The 25,286-nt window shown below is 71.3% G+C and carries 23 protein-coding genes; 13 read left to right on the top strand and 10 right to left on the bottom strand.

The features are described from left to right. Positions 1-60: 60 nt before the first annotated feature. On the top strand, positions 61-429 hold the full coding sequence (locus ACFVJQ_RS13585) for a nuclear transport factor 2 family protein (RefSeq protein ID WP_224738296.1): 369 nt from the start codon (positions 61-63) through the stop codon (positions 427-429). Between the two features lie 72 nt (positions 430-501). Here ACFVJQ_RS13585 and ACFVJQ_RS13580 read toward each other — a convergent pair whose 3' ends face one another. After that, positions 502-1,164, bottom strand: a complete 663-nt coding sequence (locus ACFVJQ_RS13580) for a TetR/AcrR family transcriptional regulator (protein WP_385513980.1) — start codon at positions 1,162-1,164, stop codon at positions 502-504. Between the two features lie 168 nt (positions 1,165-1,332). Here ACFVJQ_RS13580 and ACFVJQ_RS13575 point away from each other — a divergent pair, with 168 nt between their 5' ends. Further along, on the top strand, positions 1,333-2,586 hold the full coding sequence (locus ACFVJQ_RS13575; RefSeq protein ID WP_385783530.1) for a YncE family protein: 1,254 nt from the start codon (positions 1,333-1,335) through the stop codon (positions 2,584-2,586). Here ACFVJQ_RS13575 and ACFVJQ_RS13570 read toward each other — a convergent pair. Next, a complete protein-coding gene (locus tag ACFVJQ_RS13570; RefSeq protein ID WP_385783528.1) occupies positions 2,579-4,438 on the bottom strand; it encodes a cellulase family glycosylhydrolase in 1,860 nt (619 codons plus the stop codon). The two genes, ACFVJQ_RS13575 and ACFVJQ_RS13570, sit on opposite strands and share 8 nt — an antisense overlap. A 73-nt stretch (positions 4,439-4,511) precedes the next feature. Next, positions 4,512-6,482 carry a GTP-binding protein gene (locus ACFVJQ_RS13565; RefSeq protein WP_385783525.1) on the bottom strand — a complete coding sequence of 657 codons (1,971 nt, stop codon included), beginning with the start codon at positions 6,480-6,482 and terminating at the stop codon, positions 4,512-4,514. 253 nt (positions 6,483-6,735) lie between these two features. Between ACFVJQ_RS13565 and ACFVJQ_RS13560 the strand changes: the two genes are divergently transcribed. The 7 genes from ACFVJQ_RS13560 to ACFVJQ_RS13530 are packed head-to-tail and all read left to right on the top strand — an operon-like array spanning position 6,736 to position 14,268. After that, on the top strand, positions 6,736-7,206 hold the full coding sequence (locus tag ACFVJQ_RS13560) for a (2Fe-2S)-binding protein (RefSeq protein WP_385783521.1): 471 nt from the start codon (positions 6,736-6,738) through the stop codon (positions 7,204-7,206). Further along, entirely contained in the window at positions 7,203-9,566 is a 2,364-nt protein-coding gene (locus ACFVJQ_RS13555) for a xanthine dehydrogenase family protein molybdopterin-binding subunit (RefSeq protein ID WP_385783518.1), read from the top strand. Before ACFVJQ_RS13560 ends, ACFVJQ_RS13555 begins: the two co-directional genes overlap by 4 nt. Next, positions 9,563-10,417, top strand: coding sequence for an FAD binding domain-containing protein (locus ACFVJQ_RS13550; protein ID WP_385513986.1), 855 nt, complete (start codon positions 9,563-9,565; stop codon positions 10,415-10,417). Before ACFVJQ_RS13555 ends, ACFVJQ_RS13550 begins: the two co-directional genes overlap by 4 nt. A 15-nt stretch (positions 10,418-10,432) precedes the next feature. After that, the gene (locus tag ACFVJQ_RS13545; protein WP_385513987.1) at positions 10,433-11,308 is read left to right on the top strand and encodes an AAA family ATPase; all 876 of its coding nucleotides are present in this window, start codon (positions 10,433-10,435) and stop codon (positions 11,306-11,308) included. 5 nt (positions 11,309-11,313) lie between these two features. Next, on the top strand, positions 11,314-12,447 hold the full coding sequence (locus ACFVJQ_RS13540; RefSeq protein WP_385783514.1) for a VWA domain-containing protein: 1,134 nt from the start codon (positions 11,314-11,316) through the stop codon (positions 12,445-12,447). Beyond that, the gene (locus tag ACFVJQ_RS13535; RefSeq protein WP_385513989.1) at positions 12,423-13,523 is read left to right on the top strand and encodes an XdhC family protein; all 1,101 of its coding nucleotides are present in this window, start codon (positions 12,423-12,425) and stop codon (positions 13,521-13,523) included. Before ACFVJQ_RS13540 ends, ACFVJQ_RS13535 begins: the two co-directional genes overlap by 25 nt. 49 nt (positions 13,524-13,572) lie before the next feature. After that, positions 13,573-14,268 carry an SRPBCC family protein gene (locus tag ACFVJQ_RS13530; RefSeq protein ID WP_385783511.1) on the top strand — a complete coding sequence of 232 codons (696 nt, stop codon included), beginning with the start codon at positions 13,573-13,575 and terminating at the stop codon, positions 14,266-14,268. A gap of 47 nt (positions 14,269-14,315) precedes the next feature. Here the strand turns inward: ACFVJQ_RS13530 and ACFVJQ_RS13525 are convergent, their stop codons facing one another. Continuing rightward, the gene (locus ACFVJQ_RS13525; RefSeq protein WP_385783508.1) at positions 14,316-14,816 is read right to left on the bottom strand and encodes a metallophosphoesterase family protein; all 501 of its coding nucleotides are present in this window, start codon (positions 14,814-14,816) and stop codon (positions 14,316-14,318) included. A 123-nt stretch (positions 14,817-14,939) separates the two neighbouring features. Here ACFVJQ_RS13525 and ACFVJQ_RS13520 point away from each other — a divergent pair, with 123 nt between their 5' ends. Continuing rightward, positions 14,940-16,868 carry a glycosyltransferase family 2 protein gene (locus ACFVJQ_RS13520; protein ID WP_385783505.1) on the top strand — a complete coding sequence of 643 codons (1,929 nt, stop codon included), beginning with the start codon at positions 14,940-14,942 and terminating at the stop codon, positions 16,866-16,868. Positions 16,869-16,872: 4 nt separating this feature from the next. Continuing rightward, positions 16,873-17,481: a dTDP-4-dehydrorhamnose 3,5-epimerase gene (gene rfbC, locus ACFVJQ_RS13515; RefSeq protein WP_385513993.1), complete on the top strand. Its 609-nt coding sequence runs from the start codon at positions 16,873-16,875 to the stop codon at positions 17,479-17,481. On the opposite strand, the gene ACFVJQ_RS13510 is transcribed toward rfbC, so the two are convergent. The 5 genes from ACFVJQ_RS13510 to ACFVJQ_RS13490 all read right to left on the bottom strand — a co-directional run bounded on the left by ACFVJQ_RS13510 (position 17,465) and on the right by ACFVJQ_RS13490 (position 21,494). Next, a complete protein-coding gene (locus ACFVJQ_RS13510; RefSeq protein WP_385783502.1) occupies positions 17,465-18,268 on the bottom strand; it encodes a class I SAM-dependent methyltransferase in 804 nt (267 codons plus the stop codon). The two genes, rfbC and ACFVJQ_RS13510, sit on opposite strands and share 17 nt — an antisense overlap. Next, entirely contained in the window at positions 18,265-19,152 is an 888-nt protein-coding gene (gene rfbD / locus ACFVJQ_RS13505) for a dTDP-4-dehydrorhamnose reductase (RefSeq protein ID WP_385513995.1), read from the bottom strand. Before rfbD ends, ACFVJQ_RS13510 begins: the two co-directional genes overlap by 4 nt. Then, entirely contained in the window at positions 19,149-20,120 is a 972-nt protein-coding gene (gene rfbB / locus ACFVJQ_RS13500) for a dTDP-glucose 4,6-dehydratase (RefSeq protein ID WP_385783499.1), read from the bottom strand. Before rfbB ends, rfbD begins: the two co-directional genes overlap by 4 nt. Continuing rightward, positions 20,117-21,184: a glucose-1-phosphate thymidylyltransferase gene (locus tag ACFVJQ_RS13495; RefSeq protein WP_385783496.1), complete on the bottom strand. Its 1,068-nt coding sequence runs from the start codon at positions 21,182-21,184 to the stop codon at positions 20,117-20,119. Before ACFVJQ_RS13495 ends, rfbB begins: the two co-directional genes overlap by 4 nt. Positions 21,185-21,314: 130 nt before the next feature. Then, positions 21,315-21,494, bottom strand: a complete 180-nt coding sequence (locus ACFVJQ_RS13490; protein WP_129803883.1) for a hypothetical protein — start codon at positions 21,492-21,494, stop codon at positions 21,315-21,317. 202 nt (positions 21,495-21,696) lie between these two features. On the opposite strand from ACFVJQ_RS13490, the gene ctaD reads away from it, so the two are divergent. Together ctaD and ACFVJQ_RS13480 are read left to right on the top strand one after the other, a co-directional pair. Continuing rightward, a complete protein-coding gene (gene ctaD / locus ACFVJQ_RS13485; RefSeq protein ID WP_385513998.1) occupies positions 21,697-23,379 on the top strand; it encodes a cytochrome c oxidase subunit I in 1,683 nt (560 codons plus the stop codon). Further along, complete coding sequence (locus ACFVJQ_RS13480; protein ID WP_224734516.1) at positions 23,376-23,777, top strand: cytochrome c oxidase subunit 4; 402 nt, start codon at positions 23,376-23,378, stop codon at positions 23,775-23,777. Before ctaD ends, ACFVJQ_RS13480 begins: the two co-directional genes overlap by 4 nt. Here the strand turns inward: ACFVJQ_RS13480 and ACFVJQ_RS13475 are convergent. Further along, positions 23,695-25,233, bottom strand: a complete 1,539-nt coding sequence (locus ACFVJQ_RS13475; protein ID WP_385513999.1) for a cytochrome bc complex cytochrome b subunit — start codon at positions 25,231-25,233, stop codon at positions 23,695-23,697. The two genes, ACFVJQ_RS13480 and ACFVJQ_RS13475, sit on opposite strands and share 83 nt — an antisense overlap. Between the last annotated feature and the right edge of the window lie 53 nt (positions 25,234-25,286).

The raw sequence follows: 25,286 nt of genomic DNA, 5'->3' as shown, positions 1-25,286 counted from the left end.
TAGGAGAGGCCCTGTACGGCCCGCTCCCCCGCCGGGCCGCGGCCCTCGAAGGAGGTCACGATGGGTACTGCGGCAAGCCCCAGCTTCGACACCGAGACGTTGCGCCGGGGCATAGAAGGCAATCCGAACACTCTCCTGTCGCTCTACGCCGACGATGCCGAACTGCGTGTCGTGGACCGCAACTCACAGCCCAGCCACCCACGGGTGCTGCACGGCCGCGACGAGATCAGCGCCATGCTCGACGACGTCTACAGCCGCGATATGACGCACAAGCTGGAGAACTGTGTCATCCAGGGTGACCGCGCGGCCTACAGCGAGTCCTGCGAGTACGCCGACGGGGCCCGCGTCCTCGCCGAGTCGATGATCACGCTGCGCGGCGGCAAGATCGCCGAACAGACCCTGATCCAGGCCTGGGACGAGCAGGAGTAGTCAGTACGGCGCCGCACGGCCTCGGTCACCCGGTCCGGGGCCGTGCGCCCAAGGCCCGTTCGCCGTGGTGCGTCAGGGCGCTGCCGGGCCCCAGCCCCCCGGCCGCAGGATCCCCAGCAGTTGCCGTACAAGCTCGTCGACGACCTCGTCCAGCGTCGCCGGGACCCATCCGGCGCTCCAGTCGTGGATCAGTCCGTTGACGCTGCCGATGAACGCGGTGGCGGCGACGCGGTAGTCGCGGGGTGCCGCTTCCCCGCGTTCGGCGGCGGCCTGCGCCTCGGCGCAGATGAAGTCGACCCAGCGGGCGCGGCGGGCGAGCCGCTGCTCCTCGAGGCGGGGGCTGACGCCGACGATCTCGACGAAGGTGATGCGGATGCGGCGGGGATCGGCGGTGACGTTCCCGGCGTAGGAACGGAAGATGGCGGTGGCGCGGTCCTCGATCGGCAGGCCCTCGGTGTCGGCCGCGGCGGCAAGGACGGCCTCCTCGGCCCAGTCGTTGACCTTCAGGTGCAGGTCGGCCAGTACGTCCTCCAGGGTGCGGAACTCCTCGTAGAACTGCCGGGTGGACAGTCCCGCGGCCTCGCTGAGCGCGGCGACGGTCGTGGACCGGTAGCCGGGGCTGTCGCCGAAGAGCTGGAGCGCGGCGTCCAGGAAGCGTCGGCGCCGCTCGGCCTGCCGTTCCTCGGCGGACCTGCCGCCGTAGCGGCCGGTCGGCGCCCTGAGCCTGCCTACCAACGTCCCTCCTGTCCTTCGCCGTTCGCCAATTTTGTCGTGTACGCAGTCTTGTGGAGAAGGGTGCCCGCTCCTTACTTTCCAGTAAGTCAAAGTCTGAACGACCTCGTATTCAGATTCGCTCGTTGGCATGCCCGCGCCAGCCACCCATCTCCAGAGGAGAGAGCACCCATGCCTGCCGTCAGCCCCAGGCACCTTTGCTCCATCGCAGCCGCCCTCGCCCTGACCCTCACCGCCCCCGCGACCACCGCCGTCGCCGACGGCCCCGACTCCGCCGCCCTGCGCGAGGTGCTGTTCGTCGGCAACAACTGGGACGGCACCGCCGATGTCATCAGGTCCACCAGCGACTTCGCGAAGATCGGCCGCATCAACGTCATCCCCGACAAGGAGGAGCGGCTGGCGGAGATCAACGCCGATCCCATCAAGTGGATCTACTTCATGGCGATCCGCAACAGCGTCGGCGAGGGACACGACCAGTTCGTCGACGACATGTACTCCACCCCGGACGGCCGGTCGATGGTCGTCTCCCGGCCGAGCTTCGCCGACGTCGTCTCCATCGACCTCGCCACCGGGGACATCAACTGGCGCTTCCCCGTGTCCGGTTACCGCTCCGACCACATGGCGGTCTCCCCCGACGGCACCCGCGTCGCCGTCTCCGCCTCGACGTCCAACACCGTGCACGTCCTGGACATCAAAACCGGCGAGCAGGTCGGCTCGTTCGCCACCGGCGACAAGCCGCACGAGAACGTCTTCAGCCGGGACGGCAAGTACATCTGGAACATGGCCATCGGCGACGTCAACACCGCCCTCGACGAGCCCTGGCTGGACTGGACGAAGGGCGACCGCCGCATCACCGTCGTCGACGCGACCACCTTCGAGCAGGTCAAGGTGATCGACATGCGCGCACGCCTGGACGCGATCGGCCTCGACGACCACTCGGACGCCGTCCGCCCCGCGGCCTTCAGCCCCGACGAGAGCAAGCTGTACTTCCAGGTGTCGTTCTTCAACGGCTTCTTCGAGTACGACGTCGCCTCCGACAAGATCACCCGCACCAAGACCCTCCCCGAGAACCCGGACACCAGCGAGGACCGCACCACCTGGGTCAACGACTCGCGCCACCACGGCATCACCATGAAGCCCGACGGAACCAAGCTGTGCATCGCGGGCACCATGGACGACTACGCCACCGTCGTCGACCGCGCCACCCTTCAGGAAGGCCCCCTCGTCCCCGTCTCCAAGCCCTACTGGTCGACCGTCAGCGGTGACGGCAGGTCCTGCGTGGTCTCCGAGAGCGGCGCCGACCAGGTCACCGCGATCGACTTCGCCACCGGCCGCAAGACGGTGTCGGTCCCGGTCGGCGACCACCCCCAGCGTGTGCGCCTGGCCCAGGTGCCCGCCGACTGGACCGGCCCGTCGGCTAGTTGACCGCCTGCGCGGCCCACGCCGTGAGCTCGGCGCGGGCCGCGCCCAGCAGGCCCGCGGACGGCGCCGTCGCCCCGTTGGTCACCAGTGCGTAGTGCAGGACGCCCGAGTCCGGCGCGGTGAGCAGCAGGCGGCGGCTGCCCGTCCCGCCCGGTTCGGCGGTCACGCCGATCGGGGTGGTGCCGGTGTACGACGGCGGGGCGTACGCCGTGCCGAGGTCGGAGACGACCGTGGTCGCCGAGGTCGGGAACGACGTCGGCAGATGCAGTTCCGTGGGCGCCTCGCCGCCGTCCGACCGCCACAGCAGCAGCGCGTACTGGCCCGAGCCGACCAGACGGGCGGCATTCGGCAGCGAACCCGGCACCGGGTTCCAGGTCAGGGTCGTGGAACCGTCCCGGGAGCGGTCCTCGTAGGTGAAGGCGACCGTCGTACCGGCGGTCGCGCTCGGGTAGACGCGGTCCAGGAGCCGGGCGTCCTGCCGCAGTGCCGCCGTGCCCGCGTCGTCCAGGTGGACGGCGGACAAGTCCTCGTCGTTCCAGGCGTCGCCCTCGGTGAGCACCTTGTCGGGGTTGCCGTTCATCAGCTCGTGGTGCCGGCCGTTGTAGATGTCCCACTGCCACTGCGTGCCGGACAGGACCGGCCCCGACGCCTTCGGGTTCGACCACCAACGGGCGCCCGGCAGACGGGAGTCCATGGCCTGGTACATGGCCTTGAGGACGGTCGGGGCCTTGTCGGAGACGCTGCCGGACAGCGGGTGGCCGAACTCGCTGACGATCGCGGGCGTCGCCGTCGCCGCCGCCCGGTCGCGGACCGTGCCGAAGTCGCCGGCGTACTGACCGTCGACCGCCTTGCCCCACATGAAGACGCCCGAGATCGCCTTCTGGTCGTAGAAGTGGGTGTTGAAGACGTAACGGGGGCCGAGGGTGCCCGCGTCCAGCAGGCCGCCCTCCTCCTTCTGGAAGTCGAGGTTGGCGTTCCAGAACAGGTTCGGTTCGACGAAGGCGGGTTTGGTCTGCCAGCCTGCCGCGTCCATGCGGGCACGGAACTTCTCGTAGAAGGGCCACAGCACGTCCCGTTCCCAGGTGCGGCTGGTCTGGCCCGGGTCGTAGACGCCGGCGTGCGGTTCGTTGTAGGGGTCGAAGCCGACGATGCCGGCGAAGTCCTCGGCCGACAGGTGCTGTCTGACGTAGGCCATGGTCTTCTGGGCCGTGGTGAGGAAGGCGTCCTGGACTCCGTGCGCGTTGTGCCAGAAGTCGTACGACGCCCGCTTCACGGCCTCGTTCTGGGTGATGTTCTGGCCCCAGAACAGGCAGATCCCGCAGAACTCGTCGGGGTAGTTCCCGGCGTCGACCGCCCACTTGGGGGCGCCGTCGCCGGTGTACCAGCTGTCGGGGTCGAAGAGGTGGCGGGAGTAGAGGTCCTGGTGGAAGTCCGGGTAGACGCGGACACCGGCGTCGAGGAACGCGCGCATCTGGTCGGTGGCTGCGGCCAGGTACGCCGTGTCCACCTGGCCGCGCACGGGCTCGGCGTAGGCCCAGGAGAGCAGGAAGCGGACGGTGTTGCCGCCGCCGAGGGCCCTCAGTGCGGTCGCGGATTTGCGGGCGTCGGCGACCGAGGCGAACGGGAGGCCGCCGTTCTCCGCCAGCTTGGTCTCGCCGGAGACGTTGTAGCCGCGCAGGACCACTTCCCGGCCGGAGGCGTCGGTGAAGCGGCCGTTCTGCACGGTGAGCGGGGAGCCGTCGAACCAGAGGGAGTCGGAGAGGGGGGCGGCGGTGGCGGGATGGGTGCCCGCCACCGTCAGGAATCCACAGAGGAGAACCAGAACAACGAGCAGACGCGCACGTTTATTCGGCATGTCCACTACAGTCCGACCATTTCCGGACACCGTCAACACTTCTGACTCTGGAGTAAGTTCGTTCTCGGCCACCTCAAGTGCCGACGCGACGCGTGACGTTGAGCAGGTACTCCTTCCGGTTGAGCGGGTTGTGGTCGGTGCGCGGCCGCTCGGGGACCGCGCCCTGCGCGACGGGCGCGTAGTGGTCGAAGGCGCTCTCCAGCTCGCCCTCCCCTCGGGTGAGCCCGGGCAGCTGCTTCTCGAGCGCGTGGACGTGGACCGCCGGCACCGTGCCCTCCAGGACACAGCCGGCGCCCCGGGTCTCGGTCGTCCGGGGTACGGCCCGCAGCCCGGCCAGGACCGGCAGCAGTGCGCCCAGGGTGTCCGCCGGGGCCTCGACGCGGAAGCGGTGCATCGGCTCGTGGACCCGGGTGCCCGCTCGCCGCAGCGCCTCGATGAGCACCAGCGGCGTCAGACCGCGGAAGTCGGCGCCCGTGCTCGACATGCTCTTGTCGAACCCCTGGTGGGCGTGGCTCTGGCGGGGCGAGTAGCCGGAGTGGGTCATGGTGACCGTGCAGTCGGTGACCTGCCAGCCGTGCAGGCCCTGCGCGAGGGTCTCCCGGACGGTGTCCTCGACGGCCTTGAAGAACGCGTACGGCATCGATCCCAGCTCCACCTCCAGCCGGAACGCGGTGCCCGAACCGGCCGGTGCGGGGTCGACGCGCAGTCCGACGGTTGCGAGGAACGGGTTCGGGTCTCTCTTGTTGAACTCGACCGCCGCCCCCGTACCGACCGGCCGCTCGATGCACAGGGGGGTCGTCTCCCGGAAGCCGACGTCCAGTCCGTACTCGTCGGCGAGCGTCGCCTGGACGACCTCCTTCTGCACCTCTCCGTAGAGGGACACGGAGGTCTCCTGGCGCACCTCGTCGTGGCGCAGGCCGATGAGCGGGTCCTGCTCGGCGAGCTGGGTGAGCGCGAGGTGCAGGGCGCGCCGGTCGGCCGCGGGCCCCGGTACGACGACCGTTTCCAGGGTCGGCGGGGCAAATAGGTGCCCGTACGGCCTACGCGGTTCGCCGATCGAGTCACCGATCCTGATGTCGGCCAGGCCCCACAGCCGGGCGATCCGGCCGGCCGGTACGGCGTCGCTGCGGACGTCGGTGCCGTGGTCGAAGACGCTGATCGCGGTGACCCGGCCCTCCCGGCCCGGGTCGCCGCACGGCACCCTGTCCCGGATGCGCAGGGTGCCGGAGAAGATCCGCGCGTAGGCGATCTTCTCCCCCGCCGGTCCCCGCTCGACCTTGAAGACGGTGCCGGAGACGGGGCCGTCGGGGTCGCCGTCGGCGGCGGGGAGCAGTTCCTTGATGCCGTCGAGCAGCGTGGCCACGCCCGCTCCGGTGATGGCGGAGCCGGCGTACACCGGGTGGACCAGGGCCTGACGGGTGCGGGCGGTGAGGGAGGCACGGAGGAGGTCGGGGGAGACGGTGTCCTCGACGTAGGCCGCGAGGAGGTCGTCGTCGTGGTCGGCGAGGGTGTCGAGCGCGGCCGGGCCGAGTCCGGGGGTGAAGCGGGCCGCGCGGGTACCGAGTCCGGTGGTGGAGCCCATGGGTACGACCGCCGCCGTGAGCCGCTGCGAGATCGCCCGCAGCACGTCCTCGTAGCGCGCCCCGCGGCGGTCGATCTTGTTGACGAAGACCAGCGTGGGGATGCGCAGCCGGTGCAGTGTCCGCATCAGGACGCGGGTCTGCGCCTGGACGCCCTCGACGGCCGAGACGACCAGTACGGCGCCGTCCAGGACGCCGAGCACCCGCTCCACCTCGGCGATGAAGTCCGGGTGGCCGGGTGTGTCGATGAGGTTGACGGTCACGTCGTCGACCGGGAACGAGACGACGGCCGACTTGATGGTGATGCCGCGCTGCCGCTCCAGCGCGAGGGTGTCGGTCTGCGTACTGCCGGCGTCGACGCTGCCGATCTCGTCGATCACTCCGGCGGTGTGCAGCAGCCGTTCGGTCAGACTGGTCTTACCTGCGTCGACGTGCGCGAGGATGCCAAGGTTGAGCAGGGGCACTGAGCGTCATGTCCTTAGGGGTGAGGGGGATTCCTTCCTGGGTGGACACGAACGCTGCGCGCATCTGCTGCTCCTCACGGTGCGGTGACGGGGTCCGTGCAGTGCAGCAGAACCGGGCATCCACGGGCAATGGATTAACGCTCAACAAGGCCCGCCGCACGACTCGCCGTCGACCAGACCTCGCCATAGAGTGACTTCCATCACGCTCAGCCGCTGATTTCCCTCATTCCGCCCGCACGGCTCGGGAGGGCACATGACTCGTATCTCGGTGAAAGTGGACGGCACGACGTACGAGGACGAGGTGGAGCCCCGGCTCCTGCTGATCCACTACCTGCGCGACCGGCTGGGACTGACCGGCACCCCCGTGGGCTGCGACACCTCCAACTGCGGGACCTGCACGGTCGACCTGGAGGGGGTGAGCGTCAAGAGCTGCTCGGTGCTCGCCGTCCAGGCGGACGGCGCCGAGGTGACGACCGTCCAGGGACTCGCCACCGACGGGGAGTGGACCGGGCTGCAGCGGGCGTTCCACGACCGGCACGCCCTGCAGTGCGGCTACTGCACCCCGGGCATGATCATGGCGGCGCGCGATCTGCTGCGCGACAACCCCCACCCCACCCCCGACGAGGTGCGCCACGCCCTGGAGGGCAACCTCTGCCGCTGCACCGGCTACCAGAACATCGTGCGCGCGGTGCTCGCTGCCTCCGAGGAGGAGGTGACGGCATGACCGACCAGATCGCCGAGCCCGAGGTCGGCCGCTCCCGCGCCCGCAAGGAGGACGCCCGGCTGCTGACCGGGCAGACCAACTGGACCGACAACATCCAGGTCGCCGGGCTGCTGTACCTGGCGATCCTGCGCAGCCCCATGGCGCACGCCCGCATCGACCGGATCGACGTCTCCCCCGCTCTCGAACGCCCCGGCGTCGTCGCGGCGTTCAGCGGCGCCGACCTCGCCGACGGGCTGGGCTCGCTGCCCTGTGCCTGGCCGGTGACCGAGGACATCGTGCTGCCCGACCATCCGCCGGTCGCGGTCGACGAGGCGCGGTATGCCGGTGACCCGGTGGCGGTCGTGGTGGCCCGCGACCGGTATGCGGCCGCCGACGCGCTGGAGGCGATCGAGGTCGAGTACACGCCGCTGCCCCCCGTGCTGGATCTGGAGGTCGCACTCACCGACGGTGCCCCCCTGGTCCACAGCGACAAGGGCACCAACCGCTGCTACGTCTGGCCGCTGCAGACCGGCGAGGCATTCGATGCCGTGCGGGACCGCGCCGAAGTGACGCTGAAGCGCCGCTACCACCAGCAGCGCCTCATTCCCAACGCCATGGAGCCACGCGCCGTCGTCGTCACCCCGCTCGCCGCATCCGGGGAGTTCACGGTGTACTCGGCCACGCAGATCCCGCACATCCTGCGGGTCATGCTCTCCGTGGTCACCGGGGTCCCCGAGCACAAGCTGCGGGTGGTCGCCCCCGACGTGGGCGGAGGCTTCGGCTCCAAGCTGCAGGTGTACGGCGAGGAGGCGATCGCCCTCGACGTCGCCCGGCGCCTGGGCCGGCCGGTGAAGTGGACCGAGTCCCGCTCCGAGGGTTATCTGGCGACACACCACGGCCGCGGCATGATCCAGGACGTCGAGATCGCCGCGAACCGCGACGGCAGGCTCCTCGGCCTGAAGGTGGACCTGCTGGCCGACATGGGCGCCTACCTGATGCTGGTCACACCGGGTATCCCGATCCTGGGCGCGTTCATGTATCCGGCGATCTACAAGATGGACGCCTACGAGTTCACCTGCACCGGTGTGTTCACGACCCGTACGCCCACCGATGCCTACCGCGGCGCCGGACGCCCGGAGGCGACCTTCGCCATCGAACGGATCATGAACGATCTGGCGGCCGAACTCGGCCTGGATCCAGTGGAGTTGCGGCGCCGCAACTGGATCCGGCACGAGGAGTTCCCGTACGAGCAGATCGCGGGTCTGACGTACGACAGCGGCAACTACGAGGCCGCCACCGACAAGGCCCTGGAACTGTTCGGGTACGACAAGCTGCGCGCCGAGCAGGCGGACCGCAACGAGCGCGGGGACACCGTGCGGCTCGGCATCGGCGTGTCGACGTACACCGAGATGTGCGGGCTGGCGCCGAGCCGGGTGCTGCGGGACCTGCGGTACGCGGCCGGCGGCTGGGAGGCGGCGAGCATCCGAATGCTGCCCACCGGCAAGGTCGAGGTGGTGACCGGCACGAGCCCGCACGGGCAGGGCCATGAGACGTGCTGGAGCCAGATCGCCGCCGACGTGCTGGGCGTGCCCTTCGAGGACGTCGAGGTGGTGCACGGCGACACCAAGGCCAGCCCGCAGGGCATGGACACCTACGGCTCGCGCTCGCTCGTCGTGGGCGGAACAGCCGTGCACCGGGCCGCGACGAAGGTGGTGGACAAGGCACGGAAGGTGGCCGCCCACCTCCTGGAGGCGAGTGAGCAGGACCTGGAGTTCACGAGCGGCGTGTTCTCCGTCAAGGGCTCCCCGGAGGCACGTAAGACCATCCAGGAGATCGCCTTCGAGACGTTCTCCTCGCACGACCTGCCCGACGGCATGGAACCGACCATCAACGCCGAGCACGTGGTCGATCCCGACAACTTCTCCTACCCGCACGGCACCCACCTGTGCGCCGTCGAGGTCGACACCGAGACCGGGCAGACCCGGATCCGCTCGTACGTGTGCGTGGACGACGTCGGCCGGGTGATCAACCCGATGATCGTCGAGGGTCAGGTGCACGGCGGACTCGCCCAGGGCATCGCGCAGGCCCTGTACGAGGAGGCCGTGTACGACGAAGACGGCAACCTCGTCTCCGGCACCCTGGCCGACTATCTCGTGCCGTCCGCGCCCGACCTGCCCGACTTCGTGACGGACCGGACGGAGACGCCGGCGTCCACGAACTCCCTGGGCGTCAAGGGAGTCGGGGAGGCAGGCACCATCGCGTCCACGCCGGCCGTGGTGAACGCGATCGTGGACGCCCTGCGGCCGCTGGGTGTGACGGACGTGCGGATGCCCTGTACACCCGAGCGCGTATGGCGTGCGGTCAAGGAGGCGCAGGCATGATTCCCCCGGCATTCGACTACGCCCGGCCGACGACCGTCGACGAGGCGGTACGCGCGCTCACCGACGTGGGCGAGGAGGCGAAGGTGCTGGCCGGCGGTCAGAGTCTGCTGATGCTGCTGCGGCTCCGGCTGGCCTTCCCGGAGCTCGTCGTGGACGTCGGCCGGATCCCGGAGCTGCGCGGGGTCCGCGAGGAGGGCGACGCCCTGGTCATCGGTGCCACGACCACGCACCACGACGTGATGCGCGATCCGCTGGTGCGTCGGCACGCCGGGCTGCTCGCCGCCGCCACGGCAACGGTCGCCGACCCGGCCGTACGACACCGGGGCACCCTCGGCGGCTCGCTCGCGCACGCCGACCCCGCCGGCGACCTGCCCGCGGTGCTGCTCGCGCTGGACGGCGAACTCGTCGCCGTCGGACCGGGCGGCCGGCGCACCGTCCCGGCGCGCGAGTTCTTCGTCGACTATCTGCAGACCGCACTCGCGCCCGACGAGTTGCTGGTGGAGGTCAGGATCCCGAAGGCGGACGGCTGGGGCTTCCACTACGAGAAGTTCCACCGGGTCGCCCAGTCCTGGCCGATCGTCGGCGTGGCCGCGCTGGTGCGGCGCGACGACGGGCGCATCGCCGAGGCGCGGATCGGACTGTCCAACATGGGCGCGACCCCGCTGCGCGCCGCGGCGGCCGAGGCGGCCCTGTCCGGTGCCGGGGACGCGCAGGCCGTGGCGCGGGCCGCGGAGTCGGCGGCGGACGGCACCCGGCCGCCGCAGGACACCTCGGGCTCGCCCGAGTACCGGGCGCACCTCGCGCGGGTGCTGACCAAGCGGGCGGTCCTGGCCGCCGCCGGAATGGGGTGAGGGCCGATCACGCCGATGGACGGCCCGGAGCAGGTGCGGGCCCGGCTGGAGGAGACGGGGTACCTCGTCGACGAGGGGCTGGCCGTCGCCTGCTTCCTGGCCCTCAGGCTCGGCAGGCCGCTGTTCTGCGAGGGCGACGCGGGCGTCGGCAAGACTGCGCTCGCGTCCGCCCTCGCTCAGGCGCTCGACGCCCCGCTGATCCGGTTGCAGTGCCACGAGGGCATCGACGCCGCGCAGGCTCTGTACGACTGGGACTTCCCGCGCCAGCTGCTGCATCTGCGGGCCGCCGAGGCGGCCGGGGTCAGGGACGCCGAGCGGCTGGAGGGCGAGCTGTACGACCGCCGGTTCCTGCTGGCCAGACCGCTGCTGCAGGCCCTGGAGACCACGCCGTCGGTGCTGCTGATCGACGAGATCGACCGGGCGGACGACGAGTTCGAGGCGTTCCTGCTGGAGCTGCTGTCCGAGTTCTCGGTGACCGTGCCGGAGCTGGGCACACTGCGCGCCCAGGAGCCGCCCGTGGTGGTGCTGACCTCCAACCGGACCCGCGAGGTGCACGACGCCCTCAAGCGGCGCTGCCTGTACCACTGGTTCGACCATCCGTCCTTCGAGCGCGAACTGGCCATCGTGCGGCGGCGGTTGCCCGGTGTGTCGGCACGGCTGGCCGAGCAGGTGACCGCGCTGGTGCAGACGCTGCGCGCACAGGATCTGCTCAAGCCGCCCGGCGTGGCGGAGACCATCGACTGGGCGGCGGCCCTGGACGCGCTGGGCGCGAGTGAGGTGGACGCGGAGCTGGCGGTGACGACGCTGGGGTCGGTGCTGAAGTACCGGGAGGACACCGAACGGGCCCGCCGACTCGACCTGACGGCGGTGCTGGCGGCGCACGGGAGGTGACGGGCATGGGCATGGCGGCGTTCCTCGGTTTCGCCCGTGCACTGCGGGCGGCCGGCGTCGACGCGAGCGCCGAGCGGGTGCACGCGTTTCTGCGTGCCGTGGAGGTGCTGCGGCCCGGAGTGCGCCGGGACGTGTACTGGGCGGGGCGGCTGACGTTGTGCGGCGACCGGGACGACCTGGAGCGGTACGAGCGGGTGTTCGCGGCGTACTTCGGCTCCGGTGGGGCGGCCGAACCGGCCCGTACCGCTCCCCCGCCGCGCCTCGGCCTGGTCGCCCGCGACGCCCGAAGCCGCCCCCGCACCTCCTCGCCGGACGAGGACCGGGCCCCGCCCGCCGCCACGCTCGCGAGCTCCGCGGAAGTCCTGCGCCACCGTGACGTGGCCGACCTGGACGCCGCCGAACGCGCGCAACTGCACCGGCTGCTGGCCGCGTTCACGCTGGCCGGGCAGGCGCGCCGCACCGCACGACGGCGCCCGGCCCGCCGCGGCGACGTCGATCCGCACCGTACGGTGCGGGAGCTGCTGCGGCACGGCGGGGAGCCCGCGCTGCTGCGGCGGCACGCCCGGGCCGAACGGCCGCGGCGGGTGGTGCTGCTGGTGGACGTCAGCGGCTCGATGGCGCCGTACGCCGACGCGCTGCTGCGTTTCGCGCACGCGGCCGCCCGCGGGGCGCGCACGGAGGTGTTCACCATCGGCACGCGGCTGACCCGGGTGACCCGGGAGCTGTCCCACCGCGACCCCGACCGGGCGATGGCGGAGGTGGCGGCGGCCGTGCCCGACTGGCGCGGGGGCACCCGGCTCGGGGAACTGCTGCGCGAGTTCCTCGATCGCTGGGGGCAGCGGGGCATGGCGCGCGGCGCGGTCGTGCTGCTGCTGTCCGACGGCTGGGAGCGCGACGATCCGCAGCTGCTCGGGGCCCAGATGCGGCGCCTGCACCGGTTGGCGCACCAGGTGATCTGGGCCAATCCGCGCAAGGCACGCCCCGGTTACGCGCCCCTGGCGGCCGGGATGGCGGCGGCGCTGCCGAGCGTGGACGCCTTTGTCGAGGGGCACAGCCTGGCGGCGCTGGAGCGGCTGGCGGCGGTGGTGCGCGGCCACGGTGAGAGGAGCGGATCGTGCGAGACATCCTTCCGGCACTGAGCGGCTGGTACACAGCCCGGGCCCCGTTCGGCCTGGCCACGGTCGTCGCGGTGAGCCGCAGCGCACCCCGCGATCCGGGCGCCGCGATGGCCGTGGGACCGGACGACGAGGTGGTGGGCAGCGTGTCCGGGGGCTGCGTGGAGGGCGCGGTGTTCGAGCTCGCCCAGGAGGTGGTGGCGAGCGGCGAGGCACAGCTGGAGACCTTCGGGTACAGCGACGACGACGCGTTCGCGGTGGGGCTGACCTGCGGCGGTGAGATCACCGTACTGGTCCGGCCCGTGACGCCCGAGCGCGACCCGTCCTTCGGTGCGGTCGCGGAGTCGGTCGCCGCGGGCCGCCCGGTGACCGTGGCGACCGTGATCGACGGGCCGGCGCCGCGCGGGGCCACGCTCGCCGTGTGGCCGGACCAGGTGTCCGGCACGCTGGGTGCGAGCGGCCTGGACGTGGCCGTCACCGCCGACGCGCGCGGCGAACTCGCCCTGGGCGCCACGGGGGTTCGGCACTACGGGCCGCACGGGGAGCGGCGCGAGGACACCGTCTCGGTGTTCCTGCACTCCTTCGCGCCGCCGCCGCGGATGCTGGTGTTCGGCGCGATCGACTACGCGGCGGCGGTGGCCCGCATCGGCGACTTCCTCGGCTACCGGGTCACCGTGTGCGACGCCCGCCCCGTCTTCGCCACCGCCAAGCGCTTCCCGCCCGGCGTGGAGGTCGTCGTCGACTGGCCGCACCGCTACCTGCGCGGCACCGAAACCGACGAGCGCACGGTGATCTGCGTGCTCACCCATGATCCGAAGTTCGATGTGCCGCTGCTGGAGGAGGCGCTGCGCCGGCCCGCCGAATACATCGGGGCGATGGGCAGCCGCCGTACCCATGACGAGCGGGAGAAACGGCTCACCGAGGCCGGACTCACCCCGCGTGAACTGTCCCGGCTGCGCTCGCCCGTCGGGCTCGACCTGGGGGCCCGTACACCCGAGGAGGTGGCCGTGTCCGTCGCCGCCGAGATCGTCGCGCTGCGCTGGGGCGGCAGCGGGGCCCCGCTGACGGCCACGGAGGGCGCGATCCACCCGTCGCCGTAAGCCGCCGATTTCCGGCCGTCGATGTGTGGCGGCCGTTGAGGAGGAACAGATGGAACTGCACCACGAGTTCACCGTGCCCGTGCCGGTCGACGAGGCCTGGCGGGCGCTCCTCGACATCGAGCGGGTCGCGCCGTGTCTGCCGGGGGCGACAGTGGAGGAGTACGACGGCAAGACCATGACGGGCTCGGTGAAGGTGAAGGTCGGACCGGTCACGGTGACGTACCGGGGCACTGCCGTCTTCGAGGAGCAGGACGAGTCGGCGCACCGCATGGTGCTGCTGGCGAGCGGGCGGGAGACCCGGGGGCCCGGCACCGCACGGGCCACCGTCACCAGCACGCTGACCGACCGCGACGGCGGTACGGCGGTGTCGGTGCGGACCGATCTGGCGGTGACCGGGCGGCCCGCCCAGTTCGGGCGCGGGGTGCTGGCGGAGGTGGGCGACCGGCTCGTCGGCGAGTTCGCGGCATGTCTGTCGGAGCGGCTCACGCCGGCGCCCGCGGGGGCCGTTGAGCAGCCGACGGCGGAGCCCCGCCCTGTGGACCTTGCAGAGGTCCCGGAGCCGTCGGAACCCCTGGACCTGCTCCGCGCGGCCGGTCCTGCCGTGGCCAAGCGCGTGGCGGCTGCGGCGGGTGTGGCGGCGGCCGTCGCGGTGGTCGTGGCAGTCGCGCGCGCACGTCGGCGGAGGCGGCCCCGAGCGGTGCGGAGCCATGCCGTGGTCAGGCGCTGTCGTGGAGTGCGCCGTTGATCACCTGAGGGGGCGCCGCACGGCTGTCCGGCCGGGCGAAACAGCGCTCAGCGCGGCGGCAGCCGGTGCAGTGTCACGTCCGTGAGGCGGCCGTCGGCGAGCGTGGCGGTCATATAGGTGCAGTGGGGCTGGCGGCGGCGGTCGGTCGGGGAGCCCGGGTTGAGGAGCCGCAGGCCGGTGGGGGCGGTGGTGTCCCACGGGATGTGGCTGTGCCCGAACACCAGGACGTCGAGGTCGGGGAAGCGGGCGGCGCAGCGGGACTCGCGGCCCTGGGCGGAGCCCGTCTCGTGGACGGTGCCGAAGCGCAGGCCGTCGAGTTCGGCGTACGCCACCTCGGGGAGGCGGGCGCGCAGCTCGGGGCCGTCGTTGTTGCCGTACACGCCGACGAGCCGGCGGCAGCGGTTCTCCAGCAGGTCGAGGGTGGCGGTGTCGATCCAGTCCCCGGCGTGGAACACGACGTCGGCGTGCGGGAGTTCGGCGAGCAGCGGGGCCGGCAGTTCCTTCGCGCGTTTCGGCAGGTGGGTGTCGGACATCAGGAGCAGACGCACGGCTTCAGGGTAGGACGGCCGGTGCTCGCAGAGGGTGTCGACCGCCCCGGCGGGGTTAGCATCTGGCAACGCGTACCGAACCGTTCCGTAAACGACAAGCGACCCCGAGGGGACCTGGAGCCCATGCCGGTCAAGGTCAGCGTCGTCGTCCCGGTCTACAACCCGGGGCGCTACATCGAGGACTGTGTCGACTCGCTGCTGCGGCAGTCGCTGCCGCCCGACGAATACGAAGTGATCTTCGTGGACGACGGGTCCACCGACGAGACACCCGCCCGACTGGACGACCTCGCCGCCGCGGACCCCCGGGTGCGGGTGATCCACCAGGAGAACTCCGGCTGGTCGGGCAAGCCGCGCAACGTCGGCATCGCCGCCGCGCACGGCGAGTATGTGATGTTCGTGGACAACGACGACCATCTCGGCGACGAGGCCCTTGAACGGATGTACGACTACGGGGTGGCCAACGGCGCCGACGTCGTGGTCGGCAAGATGGCGGGCCGGGGCCGTGGCGTGCCGGTGGAGCTGTTCCGTACGAACCGGCCGCGGGCCACCGTCGGCAACGCCCCGCTGATCGACAGTCTGACCCCGCACAAGATGGTCCGCCGGGAGTTCCTGGACCGCACCGGGCTGCGGTTTCCCGAGGGCAGACGGCGGCTGGAGGACCATGTCTTCGTGACCGAGGCGTATCTGCGCGCGGACAACGTCTCGGTGCTCAGCGACTACGTCTGCTACTACCACGTCCGCCGGGACGACTCCTCCAACGCGGGCTTCCAGCGCTTCGATCCCGCCGGGTACTTCAAGAACCTCCGGGAGGCCCTGGACGTCGTCGAGCGGTACACCGAGCCGGGTGCGCTGCGCGACCGGCTGTTCCGGCGGTGGCTGCGCGTCGAGATGGTCGAGCGGCTGCGCGGCCGGCGCTTCCTCGCCCTGCCGGAGGACTTCCGCCGGGAGCTGTTCGAGCAGATCCACGAGGTCGTCGTCGAGCGGTTCGGTCCCGGTGTCGCGGCCGGGCTCCAGCCGACGCAGCGCATCGTCGCCGCACTGGCCGCCGCCGGGCGGTTCGACGACATGGTGGCCTTCGCCGAGTGGGAGGCCGCCGTCGGTCTGGTGGCCCGGGCGGAGCGGGTGGAGTGGCGGGACGGAGCGCTGCGCGTGGGCCTCACCGCCGAGTACACGCTGAACGGTGAGCCGATGACCTGTCCCGCCGACGCTGCCCCGCCCTCGTTCGACGCGCCGCCGCGCGACCTGGCCGAGGCGGTGGAGTGGCTCGGCGCGGACAGCGTGGCCCGCTTCGGGAAGTCGGCGCTGGATGTGGTGCTGCGGGAGCGTTCCAGTTCCGCCTCGTATTTCCAGCCGGTGGAGGTGACCCGGGAAACCGTGCCGGTGGACGACGGCAGCCGTGTCCGGCTGGTGCTGCGCGCGACAGCCACCGTCGACCCGGGTACGGCAGCGAGCAAGAGCCCGGTGAACAGCGGGCTGTGGGACGTCTTCGTGCGCGTCAGGTTCGGCGGCTGGACCAAGGAGTGTCGGCTGGGCCGGCAGGGTGACGTGTCGGCGCCGTACGCCGGTGTCGTGGCCGGTCGCGTGGTCCTGCCGTACTGGACCGAGCCGCACGCCAACCTCTCCCTGGACGTGGACCCGGCGCGCGGCCGACTGGACCTCGGCCGCCCGGGGCCACGGGACGTGGGCGTCTCGGGCGGCCGGCTGCGGTGGACGATGCCGCTGTACGTCCCGGCCGTCACCGACGTGCGGGTGCGGCTGACCGGCCCCGCATCCCGGGTCGATGTGCCCGGCACCCTCAGGCCGGGCGGACACCTGGACGCCCTCCTGCCCGTCGGAGACCTGGCGGGCAAGACGTGGCGGACCGCGCTGCGCCCCGCCTCCGGCGACGCCGACGAGCCCCGCTTCCTGGCGCTGCCCGTCGTCCTGCGGGGCCGGGCCGGTGGCGTCCGGGTGGTGCGCACGGTCCGCCCGAGCCTTCCCGGGCGGCTGGCACGCCGGGCACGGCGGGTGTTGCGGAAGGCGGCGAACCGAGTGCGAGCGGCGAGGAGGTGACGGGATGCGCCCGCTGGACATCGACGGTGCGTGGATGATGGAGCCCAAGGTCTTCCCGGACGACCGGGGCAGCTTCCACGAGTGGTACCGCGGTGCGGAGTTCCGGGAGGCGACCGGCCACGACCTCGCCGTGGCACAGGCCAACTGCTCGGTCTCCCGGCGGGGCGTGCTGCGCGGGGTGCACTTCGCGGAGGTGCCGCCGGGTCAGGCGAAGTACGTCACCTGCGTGCGCGGTGCCGTCCTCGACGTGGTGGTCGACCTGCGGGTCGGCTCCCCGGCGTTCGGGCAGTGGGAGGCGGTACGGCTCGACGACGGCGCCCACCACGCCCTCTTCCTGGTGGAGGGGCTCGGGCACGCCTTCATGGCGCTCACCGACGACGCCACGGTGGTGTACCTGTGCTCGACGCCGTACACGCCGGAGCGGGAGCACGCCGTGCACCCGCTGGACCCGGAGCTGGACATCGCCTGGCCGGACGGCGTGTCGCCGGTGCTGTCGCCCAAGGACGCCGAGGCCCCGTCACTGGCCGAGGTGCGCCGGGCGGGGCTGCTCCCCTCGTACGACGACTGCGTCGCCCACTACGAGCGGCTGCGCGGGCTCAGCGCAGAAGGGTGACCTCCTCCACCGCGCGCCGCAGGGCGGGCCAGCCGCGGCCGCGGCGCACTCCGAGGTTGCGGGCGCGGGCGAGCAGCGGCCAGAAACCGGCGCCCAGCAGGTCCTCCGGCCGGACCGCGCCCGCCCGCTCCAGGATCGTCTCGGGCACCTTCTGCGGGTCCGGCACGTCGTACTCGGCGACGATCTCCTCGTACCTGTCGTGCAGCACGGTGCTCGTGGGGTCGGCGCCGAAGACGACGAGCTGCCCGGTCGGCTGGGTGTCGACGAGGACCGTCAGCAGGTCGGGCCGGTGACGGGTGAGGATCTCGGCCAGCTTGTAGACGTCCCCGGTCCAGGCGGTGGTGTGCCGGTCGCGGGCGGCCTCGTCGACGCTGCGCGGCAGCATGTCGTCGAAGACGATCACGCTTCCCCAGTCGGAGTGCCGTTCGATGTTCATGAAGTCGCGCAGCGCGTACTCGAACAGGTGCATGCCGTCGATGAAGGACAGGTCGAGGGTGGTGCGCCGCCAGTGGCCGAGCGGGCTGCGGCCGCGGCGCAGGTTGCGCAGCGGGTGGCGGCCGCCCTTGAGGTGGGCCAGGGGGTTGTCGCGGGCGAAGAAGTCGTCGCTGGTGGCCCGGACGAGGTGGACGTCGCAGCGGATCTCGGTGACCACCTTGAACGCGGGATCGACCGCGATGCTGGGGACGCGGGACAGGCGCAGGCTGCGGCCGTCGTTGACGCCGATCTCCAGGTAGTTGCGGTTCGCGGCGACCTTGTGCAGTTCCCTGAGGAACTCATGGCGTTTCACGACGGGGCTCCTTTTCGGGACTCCTTGCGGATCAGGGGCAGCGCCTCGTGCAGCGCGGCACGCCAGTCGCGCGGCGGCGGCAGGCCGGCCTCCCGCCAACGGCCGTGTGCGAGGGCGCTGTAGGCGGGCCGGGGCGCGGGGCGGGGAAAGGCCGCGCTGCTGGTCGGGCGGACCCGGGCCGGGTCGGCGCCGATCGCACCGAACACCTCGCGGGCCAGGTCGTACCAGGTGGCCTCGCCCGAGTTGGTGGCGTGGAAGACGCCGTGCAGGGCGGGGCCGAGGCGGGGGCCGAGGTCGGCGATGCGTGCGGCGACGTCGGCGCTCCAGGTCGGCTGCCCGCGCTGGTCGTCGACGACGTCGACGGTGTCGCGGCGGGCCTGAAGGTCGAGCATCGTCCGCACGAAGCTGCGGCCGTGGACGCCGTACAGCCAGGCAGTGCGCACGACGGCGCTCGTCAGCGGGAGTTCGGCGAGGACGGCCCGCTCGCCGGCGAGCTTGGTGCGGCCGTAGGCGGTGCGCGGGGCGGGCGGCAGGTCCTCCGGGTAGGGGCTGGTGCGGGCGGTGCCGGAGAAGACGTAGTCCGTGGAGACGTGCAGCAGCCGGGCGCCGCTCGCGGCGCAGGCCCGGGCGAGCAGCCGCGGGCCGTCGGCGTTGACGCACAGGGCCCGTTCCTCGTCGGTCTCGGCGTCGTCCACGGCGGTGTACGCGGCGCAGTTGACCACGAGGTCGGGGCGGTGCTCGGCGAACGCTGCCTCGACCGCGTCGGGCCGGGTGATGTCGAGGGCGGCCCGGTCCAGGGCGACCACGTCGGCACCGCGGCTGCGGAGGGTGTCGACGACGTCCTGGCCGAGCATTCCGCCCGCCCCGGTGACCAGCCACCTCATGCGCGCCCGCTTTCGATGCGCTGTTTGAGCGGCTCCCACCAGGCGCGGTGGTCGCGGTACCAGGCGACGGTCGCTGCGAGGCCGGCCGCGAAGTCGTGGCGCGGCCGGTAGCCGAGCTCGGTGCGGGCCTTGTTCCAGTCGACCGAGTAGCGCAGGTCGTGGCCCTTGCGGTCCTCGACGTGCTCGACCCGGTCCCAGCTCGCCCCGCAGGCCTGGAGCAGCAGTGCGGTGAGCTCCTTGTTGCTCAGTTCGGTGCCGCCGCCGATGTTGTAGACCTCGCCGGGCCGGCCCCGGGTGCGCACCAGCTCGATGCCGTGGCAGTGGTCCTCGACGTGCAGCCAGTCACGGACGTTGCGGCCCTCGCCGTACAGCGGGACGGTGCGCCCGTCGAGGAGGTTGGTGATGAACAGCGGGACGACCTTCTCGGGGAACTGGCGCGGGCCGTAGTTGTTCGAGCAGCGGGTGACGCGGACGTCCAGACCGTGGGTGTGGTGGTACGACAGGGCGAGCAGGTCGGAGGAGGCCTTGGAGGCGGAGTACGGCGAACTCGGCCTGAGCGGGTGCTCCTCGGGCCAGGAGCCGGACTCGATGGAGCCGTAGACCTCGTCGGTGGAGATGTGCACGAACGGGCCGGCCCCGTGCCGCAGTGCGGCGTCCAGCAGGGTCTGGGTGCCGAGGACGTTGGTGCGTACGAAGTCGGCCGCTCCGTCGATCGAGCGGTCGACGTGGGACTCGGCCGCGAAGTGCACGACCTGGTCGGCGTCGGCCATCAGCTTGTCGACCAGGGCGGCGTCGCAGATGTCGCCGTGCACGAAGTCCAGCCGCGGGTCGCCGGAGGGCAGGTTGTCCCGGGAGCCGGCGTAGGTGAGCTTGTCCAGCACGGTGATGTGCGCGTCGGACGCTGCGAGCAGGGCGCGGACGTACGCGGAGCCGATGAACCCGGCGGCGCCGGTGACGAGAAGGTTCATGTGTGGATCTGCACCTTGCTGTGGTCGCCGAGGACGAGTCGGTGGGCGCTGGGAACGCTGGGTGCCGTCGTCACCCGGACGTGCCGGCCGATCAGCGAGTTCTCGATGCGGCCCACCCCGTCGATCGAGGAGTCCCGCAGCACGATGGAGAACTCCACTTCGCTGTCCGTGATCCGGCAGTTCTCCGCGATGGAGGTGAAGGGGCCGACGTAGGAGTCGCGGACCTCGGTGCCGGAGCCGATGACGGCGGGGCCGACGATGCGTGAGTCCACGATGCGGGCGCCCGCCTCGACCACGACCCGCCCGATCGTCTCGGAACCGGCGTCCACCTCGCCGTCGATGCGCCGGTCGAGGCCTTCGAGGACGGTCCGGTTCACCTCCAGCATGTCCCCGACGTTCCCGGTGTCCTTCCAGTAGCCCTTGATGACCGTGCTGCGGACGTCGGCGCGGGCGTCGATGAGGTGCTGGATGGCGTGGGTGATCTCCAACTCCCCCCGCCAGGACGGCCGGATGGCCCGCACCGCTTCGTGGATGACCGGCGTGAACAGGTACACCCCGACCAGCGCGAGATCGCTCTTGGGCCGCTCCGGCTTCTCCTCCAGGCCGATGACCTGCCCGGACGGGTCGAGTTCGGCGACGCCGAAGGCGCGCGGGTCCGAGACGCGGGTGAGCAGGATCTGCGCGTCCGGGCGGGTGCGGGTGAACTCCTCGACGAGGTCGGTGATGCCGCCGACGATGAAGTTGTCGCCGAGGTACATCACGAAGTCGTCGTCGCCGAGATAGTCGCGCGCGATCAGCACGGCGTGGGCCAGACCGAGGGGCCGCTCCTGGGGAATGTAGGTGATCTCCAGGCCGAACTTCGATCCGTCGCCCACCGCTTCCCGGATCTCCTCGGCGGTGTCCCCGACGACCACGCCGACCTCGGTGATTCCGGCCGCGGCGATGGATTCCAGGCCGTAGAACAGGACGGCCTTGTTGGCGACCGGCACGAGCTGTTTGGCCGAGGTGTGCGTGATCGGCCTCAGTCGTGTACCGGCGCCGCCGGACAGCACGAGAGCCTTCATCTGCTTCACCATAGCGGCGAACGCGCTCATCGGAGCACCGCGCGTCCTAATCAACCGTTACGGCGAGCGGGCGGCAGGGTTACGGGGGCACGAAGCGGGGGTTGCGTCGCTGCATGGCGCGGGCGGGGTGTCAGTCCTCGCCGCGCACGATGTTCCACTCCTGGCCGGTGTGCGAGGTCCGCGGCCCGTCCGGGCCTTCGACAGCCGGGAGGCAGGTGCGCAGCACGGCCTTGCCGCGCAGTCGGCGTGCCTTCGACCAGCCGGTCTCCAGGCGGCGGACGGCGGGTTTTTCACGGGCGGACGTGGTCACGACGCTTCATCTTCCTTCTGCGTCCGGTGGGGGTTGCTCAGGGCCGGGTCCCCGGATCCGGCCCGGGCAAACGCCGCGCCGGTCAGGTGGCGCCGGGGACGTGGATGACGCCGGTCGGCCCTCTGACGGGCGACAACAGGGCGTGGCGCGGACGGCACCGCAGGTCACGGCGATAGCGTCGCGGCGGCCGGAGAGGAGGACGATGACGGAGCTGTCGCACGACACCCCGACCGCCCGGCGACGCGGCGCGCCGGGGCGCTCGCTGGGCGCCACGCTGCTGCACTGGACCACGACGACCGATCACAAGGTGATCGGACGCCTGTACATGGTCACCGCCTTCTGCTTCTTCCTCTTCGCCGGTCTGCTGGCCATGGGTATGCGCGCCGAACTCGCCGCCCCGGGGCTGCAGTTCTTCAGCGATCTCGGCTACAACCAGCTCTTCACGAACCACGGCACGATCATGATGCTGCTGTTCGCGACGCCGATGTTCGCCGGCTTCGCGAACGCGGTGATGCCCCTGCAGATCGGCGCCCCCGACGTGGCGTTCCCGCGCCTGAACGCGCTGTCGTACTGGATGTACCTCTTCGGCGGGCTCATGGTGATCGCGGGGTTCATCGTGCCCGGTGGCGCGGCCGCCTTCGGCTGGTTCGCCTACGCGCCCATGAACAGCGCGTACTTCTCTCCCGGCGCGGGCCACGACCTGTGGGTGATGGGGCAGGTGGTGACGGGCGTGTCGACGACGCTGGGCGCGGTGAACTTCATCGCCACCATCATGTGTCTGCGCGCCCCGGGCATGACGATGTTCCGGATGCCGATGTTCACCTGGAACGTGCTGTTCACGTCGATCCTCGTGCTGCCCTCGTTCCCCGTCCTGACGGCGGCACTGCTCTGCCTGGAGTCGGACCGGAAGTTCGGCTCGCACATCTTCGACGCGGCCAACGGCGGCGCACTGCTGTGGCAGCACCTGTTCTGGTTCTTCGGGCACCCCGAGGTGTACATCGTGGCGCTGCCGTTCTTCGGGATCATCACGGAGATCGTTCCGGTGTTCTCCCGCAAGCCGCTGTTCGCCTACCTGCCGATGGTCGGCGCGACCATCGTGATCACCATGCTCTCCGCGGTGGTCTGGGCCCACCACATGTTCGCCACCGGCGCCGTGCTGCTGCCGTTCTTCTCCCTGATGTCGTTCCTGATCGCCGTGCCCACCGGTATCAAGTTCTTCGCGTGGATCGGCACCATGCACAAGGGTTCGCTGTCCTTCGAGACGCCCATGCTGTGGGCTCTCGGCTTCCTGGTGTCGTTCCTGCTCGGCGGGTTGAGCGGGGTGCTGATCGCCTCCCCGCCGCTCGATTTCCACCTCACCGACTCGTACTTCATCGTCGCGCATCTGCACTACGTGCTGTTCGGCACCGTCGTGTTCGCGATGTTCGCCGGGTTCTACTTCTGGTGGCCGAAGTTCACCGGGAAAATGCTGGACGAGCGGCTGGGAAAGCTGCACTTCTGGCTGCTGTTCCCCGGCTTCCAGCTGACGTTCCTGGTGCACCACTGGCTCGGCGAGGAAGGCATGCCCCGCCGCTACGCCGACTACCTGGCTGCCGACGGTTTCACCGTGCTCAACGCCCTGTCGTCGGCGGGAGCGTTCCTGCTCGGTGTGTCCACCCTGCCGTTCCTGTACAACGTCTGGCGCACCGCCAGGTACGCGCGGCCGGTGACCGTGGACGACCCGTGGGGGTACGGGCGGGGACTGGAATGGGCGACCGCGTGCCCGCCGCCACGCCACAACTTCACGGCGCTGCCCCGGGTGCGCTCCGAGTCACCCGCCTTCGATCTGCACCATCCGGAGATCGCCCGGCAACGGCCACCCAGGATGGGGGAGGTGGAGCGATGAAGACCGAAGCGTTGCTTTTCGGAGGCGTCGCGCTGTTCTTCGCCGGCATCGCCGGCCTCTACGGTTTCTGGTCCGAGGAACCGGCCGGGTCGGCGGTACTGGTGATCGCGTTCCTCATGGCGGCCATCGTGTCCTTCTTCAGCGCCGTCCAGTACCGGCGCAAGGGGCGGCGGCCGCAGGACCGGCGCGACGCCGAGGTGGCCGACGGGGCCGGGCCGCTGGAGTTCTTCCCGGCCGACAGCCCGTGGCCCATCGTCACGGCCGTGGGCTTCGCGGTCGCGGCCACGGGCGTCGTGTACGGGCTGTGGCTGTTCCTCATCGGTCTTGCGGTGCTGTCCCGGGGCGTTCTGGGGCTGGTGTTCCAGTACGTGCACCGGGGTGCCGGCCGGGAGGAGTGAGTTCCGGCCGGGGCGCGCCGGGCCGGAACTCGCCGACCGGCCGGTGCTCACTCTCGTAGGCCCCTTCGACCGTCTGCCGTACCTCACCGGTCGGCACGCCCTCCCGGAGCCGTTCCGACTCCGCGTCCAGCAGGGCGTGGCACAGCCGTCGGGTGACCATGAACGCGAGCACCGGGGCCACGACCAGGGCCACGCGCAGCACCCATGTGAGAGCGTTCACCGAGATCCGGAAGGCCAGCGCCACCACGTCGTTGCCGCCCGCCACCAGCAGGACGGCGTAGAAGGTGATGCCGGCGACGCCGAGACCGGTGCGTACGGGGCGTTCCCGCGGCCGGTCGCACAGGTGCTGCTCCTGCTGCCACTCCCCCGTCAGACGCTGTTCGACGAACGGGTACGCATACAGGACCGTGAACAGCAGCCCGGGCAGGACGACGGCCGGGAGGAGCACGTTCCACATGAGGGTGTGCCCGGCGATGTTCGTCTCCCACGGCGGTACCAGGCGCAGTGCCCCCTCCAGGAAGCCGACGTACCAGTCCGGCTGGGCACCGGTCGACACCAGGTCGGGGCGGTAGGGGCCGTACGCCCACACCGGGTTGATCTGGGCGAGACCGCCGAGCACGGTGAGCAGGCCGAACACCATCAGGGACAGGCCGCCCGAGGAGGCCGTGAACTGCGGGAAGAACGGCTTGCCCACGGCGTTGCGCCGGGTGCGGCCCGGTTCGCGCCACTGGGTGTGCTTGAGGTGGAACACCAGGATCAGATGCAGCGTGACCAGGGCGATCAGCGCGCCGGGCAGCAGCAGGACGTGCAGGACGTAGAGCCTGGTGATGATGTCCTCGCCGGGGAACTCCGCGCCGAAGACGAACATGCTCACGTACGTCCCGACGACCGGGATGGACAGCATGATGCCCTGCGCGATGCGCATCCCGGTGCCGGACAGGAGGTCGTCCGGCAGCGAGTAGCCCGCGAAACCCTCGGCGAGGGCGAGCACGAACAGCGTGACACCGATGATCCAGTTGAGCTCCCGGGGGCGGCGGAAGGCGCCGGTGAAGAAGATCCGCAGCAGATGCACGCCGATGGCGGCGAGGAAGACGAGGGCGGCCCAGTGGTGCGTCTGGCGCAGCAGCAGTCCGCCGCGTACGTCGAAACTGATCTGCAGGGTCGAGTCGAAGGCCGCGGACATCTGCACGCCGTGCAACGGCGTGTACGAGCCGTCGTAGACGACCTCGGTCATCTCCGGCTTGAAGAACAGCGTCAGCCACACGCCCGTGAGGATGAGGACCAGCAGGCTGTAGAGGGCCAGCTCGCCCAGGAGGAACGACCAGTGGTCGGGGAACGCCTTGCGCAGCAGGCCGCCGCCTTCGAAAACCGGCAGACGGGCGTCCGTCGCGTCGGCGAGGCGGACCCGTCGGGGAGTGGGGCGGCGCCCGGCCGCCGCCTCGTCGCCTCCTGCCACCTGCCGCCACCTCCGAGCGCCGCCCGCACCGTCCCGCCGTGCTGTCTATCCCG

This window comes from Streptomyces sp. NPDC127197 (assembly GCF_042672405.1).
Lineage (GTDB): Bacteria > Actinomycetota > Actinomycetes > Streptomycetales > Streptomycetaceae > Streptomyces > Streptomyces flavusporus.
The sequence above is the reverse complement of the archived record's forward strand: the minus strand, read 5'-3'. Positions and strand labels throughout refer to the sequence as shown.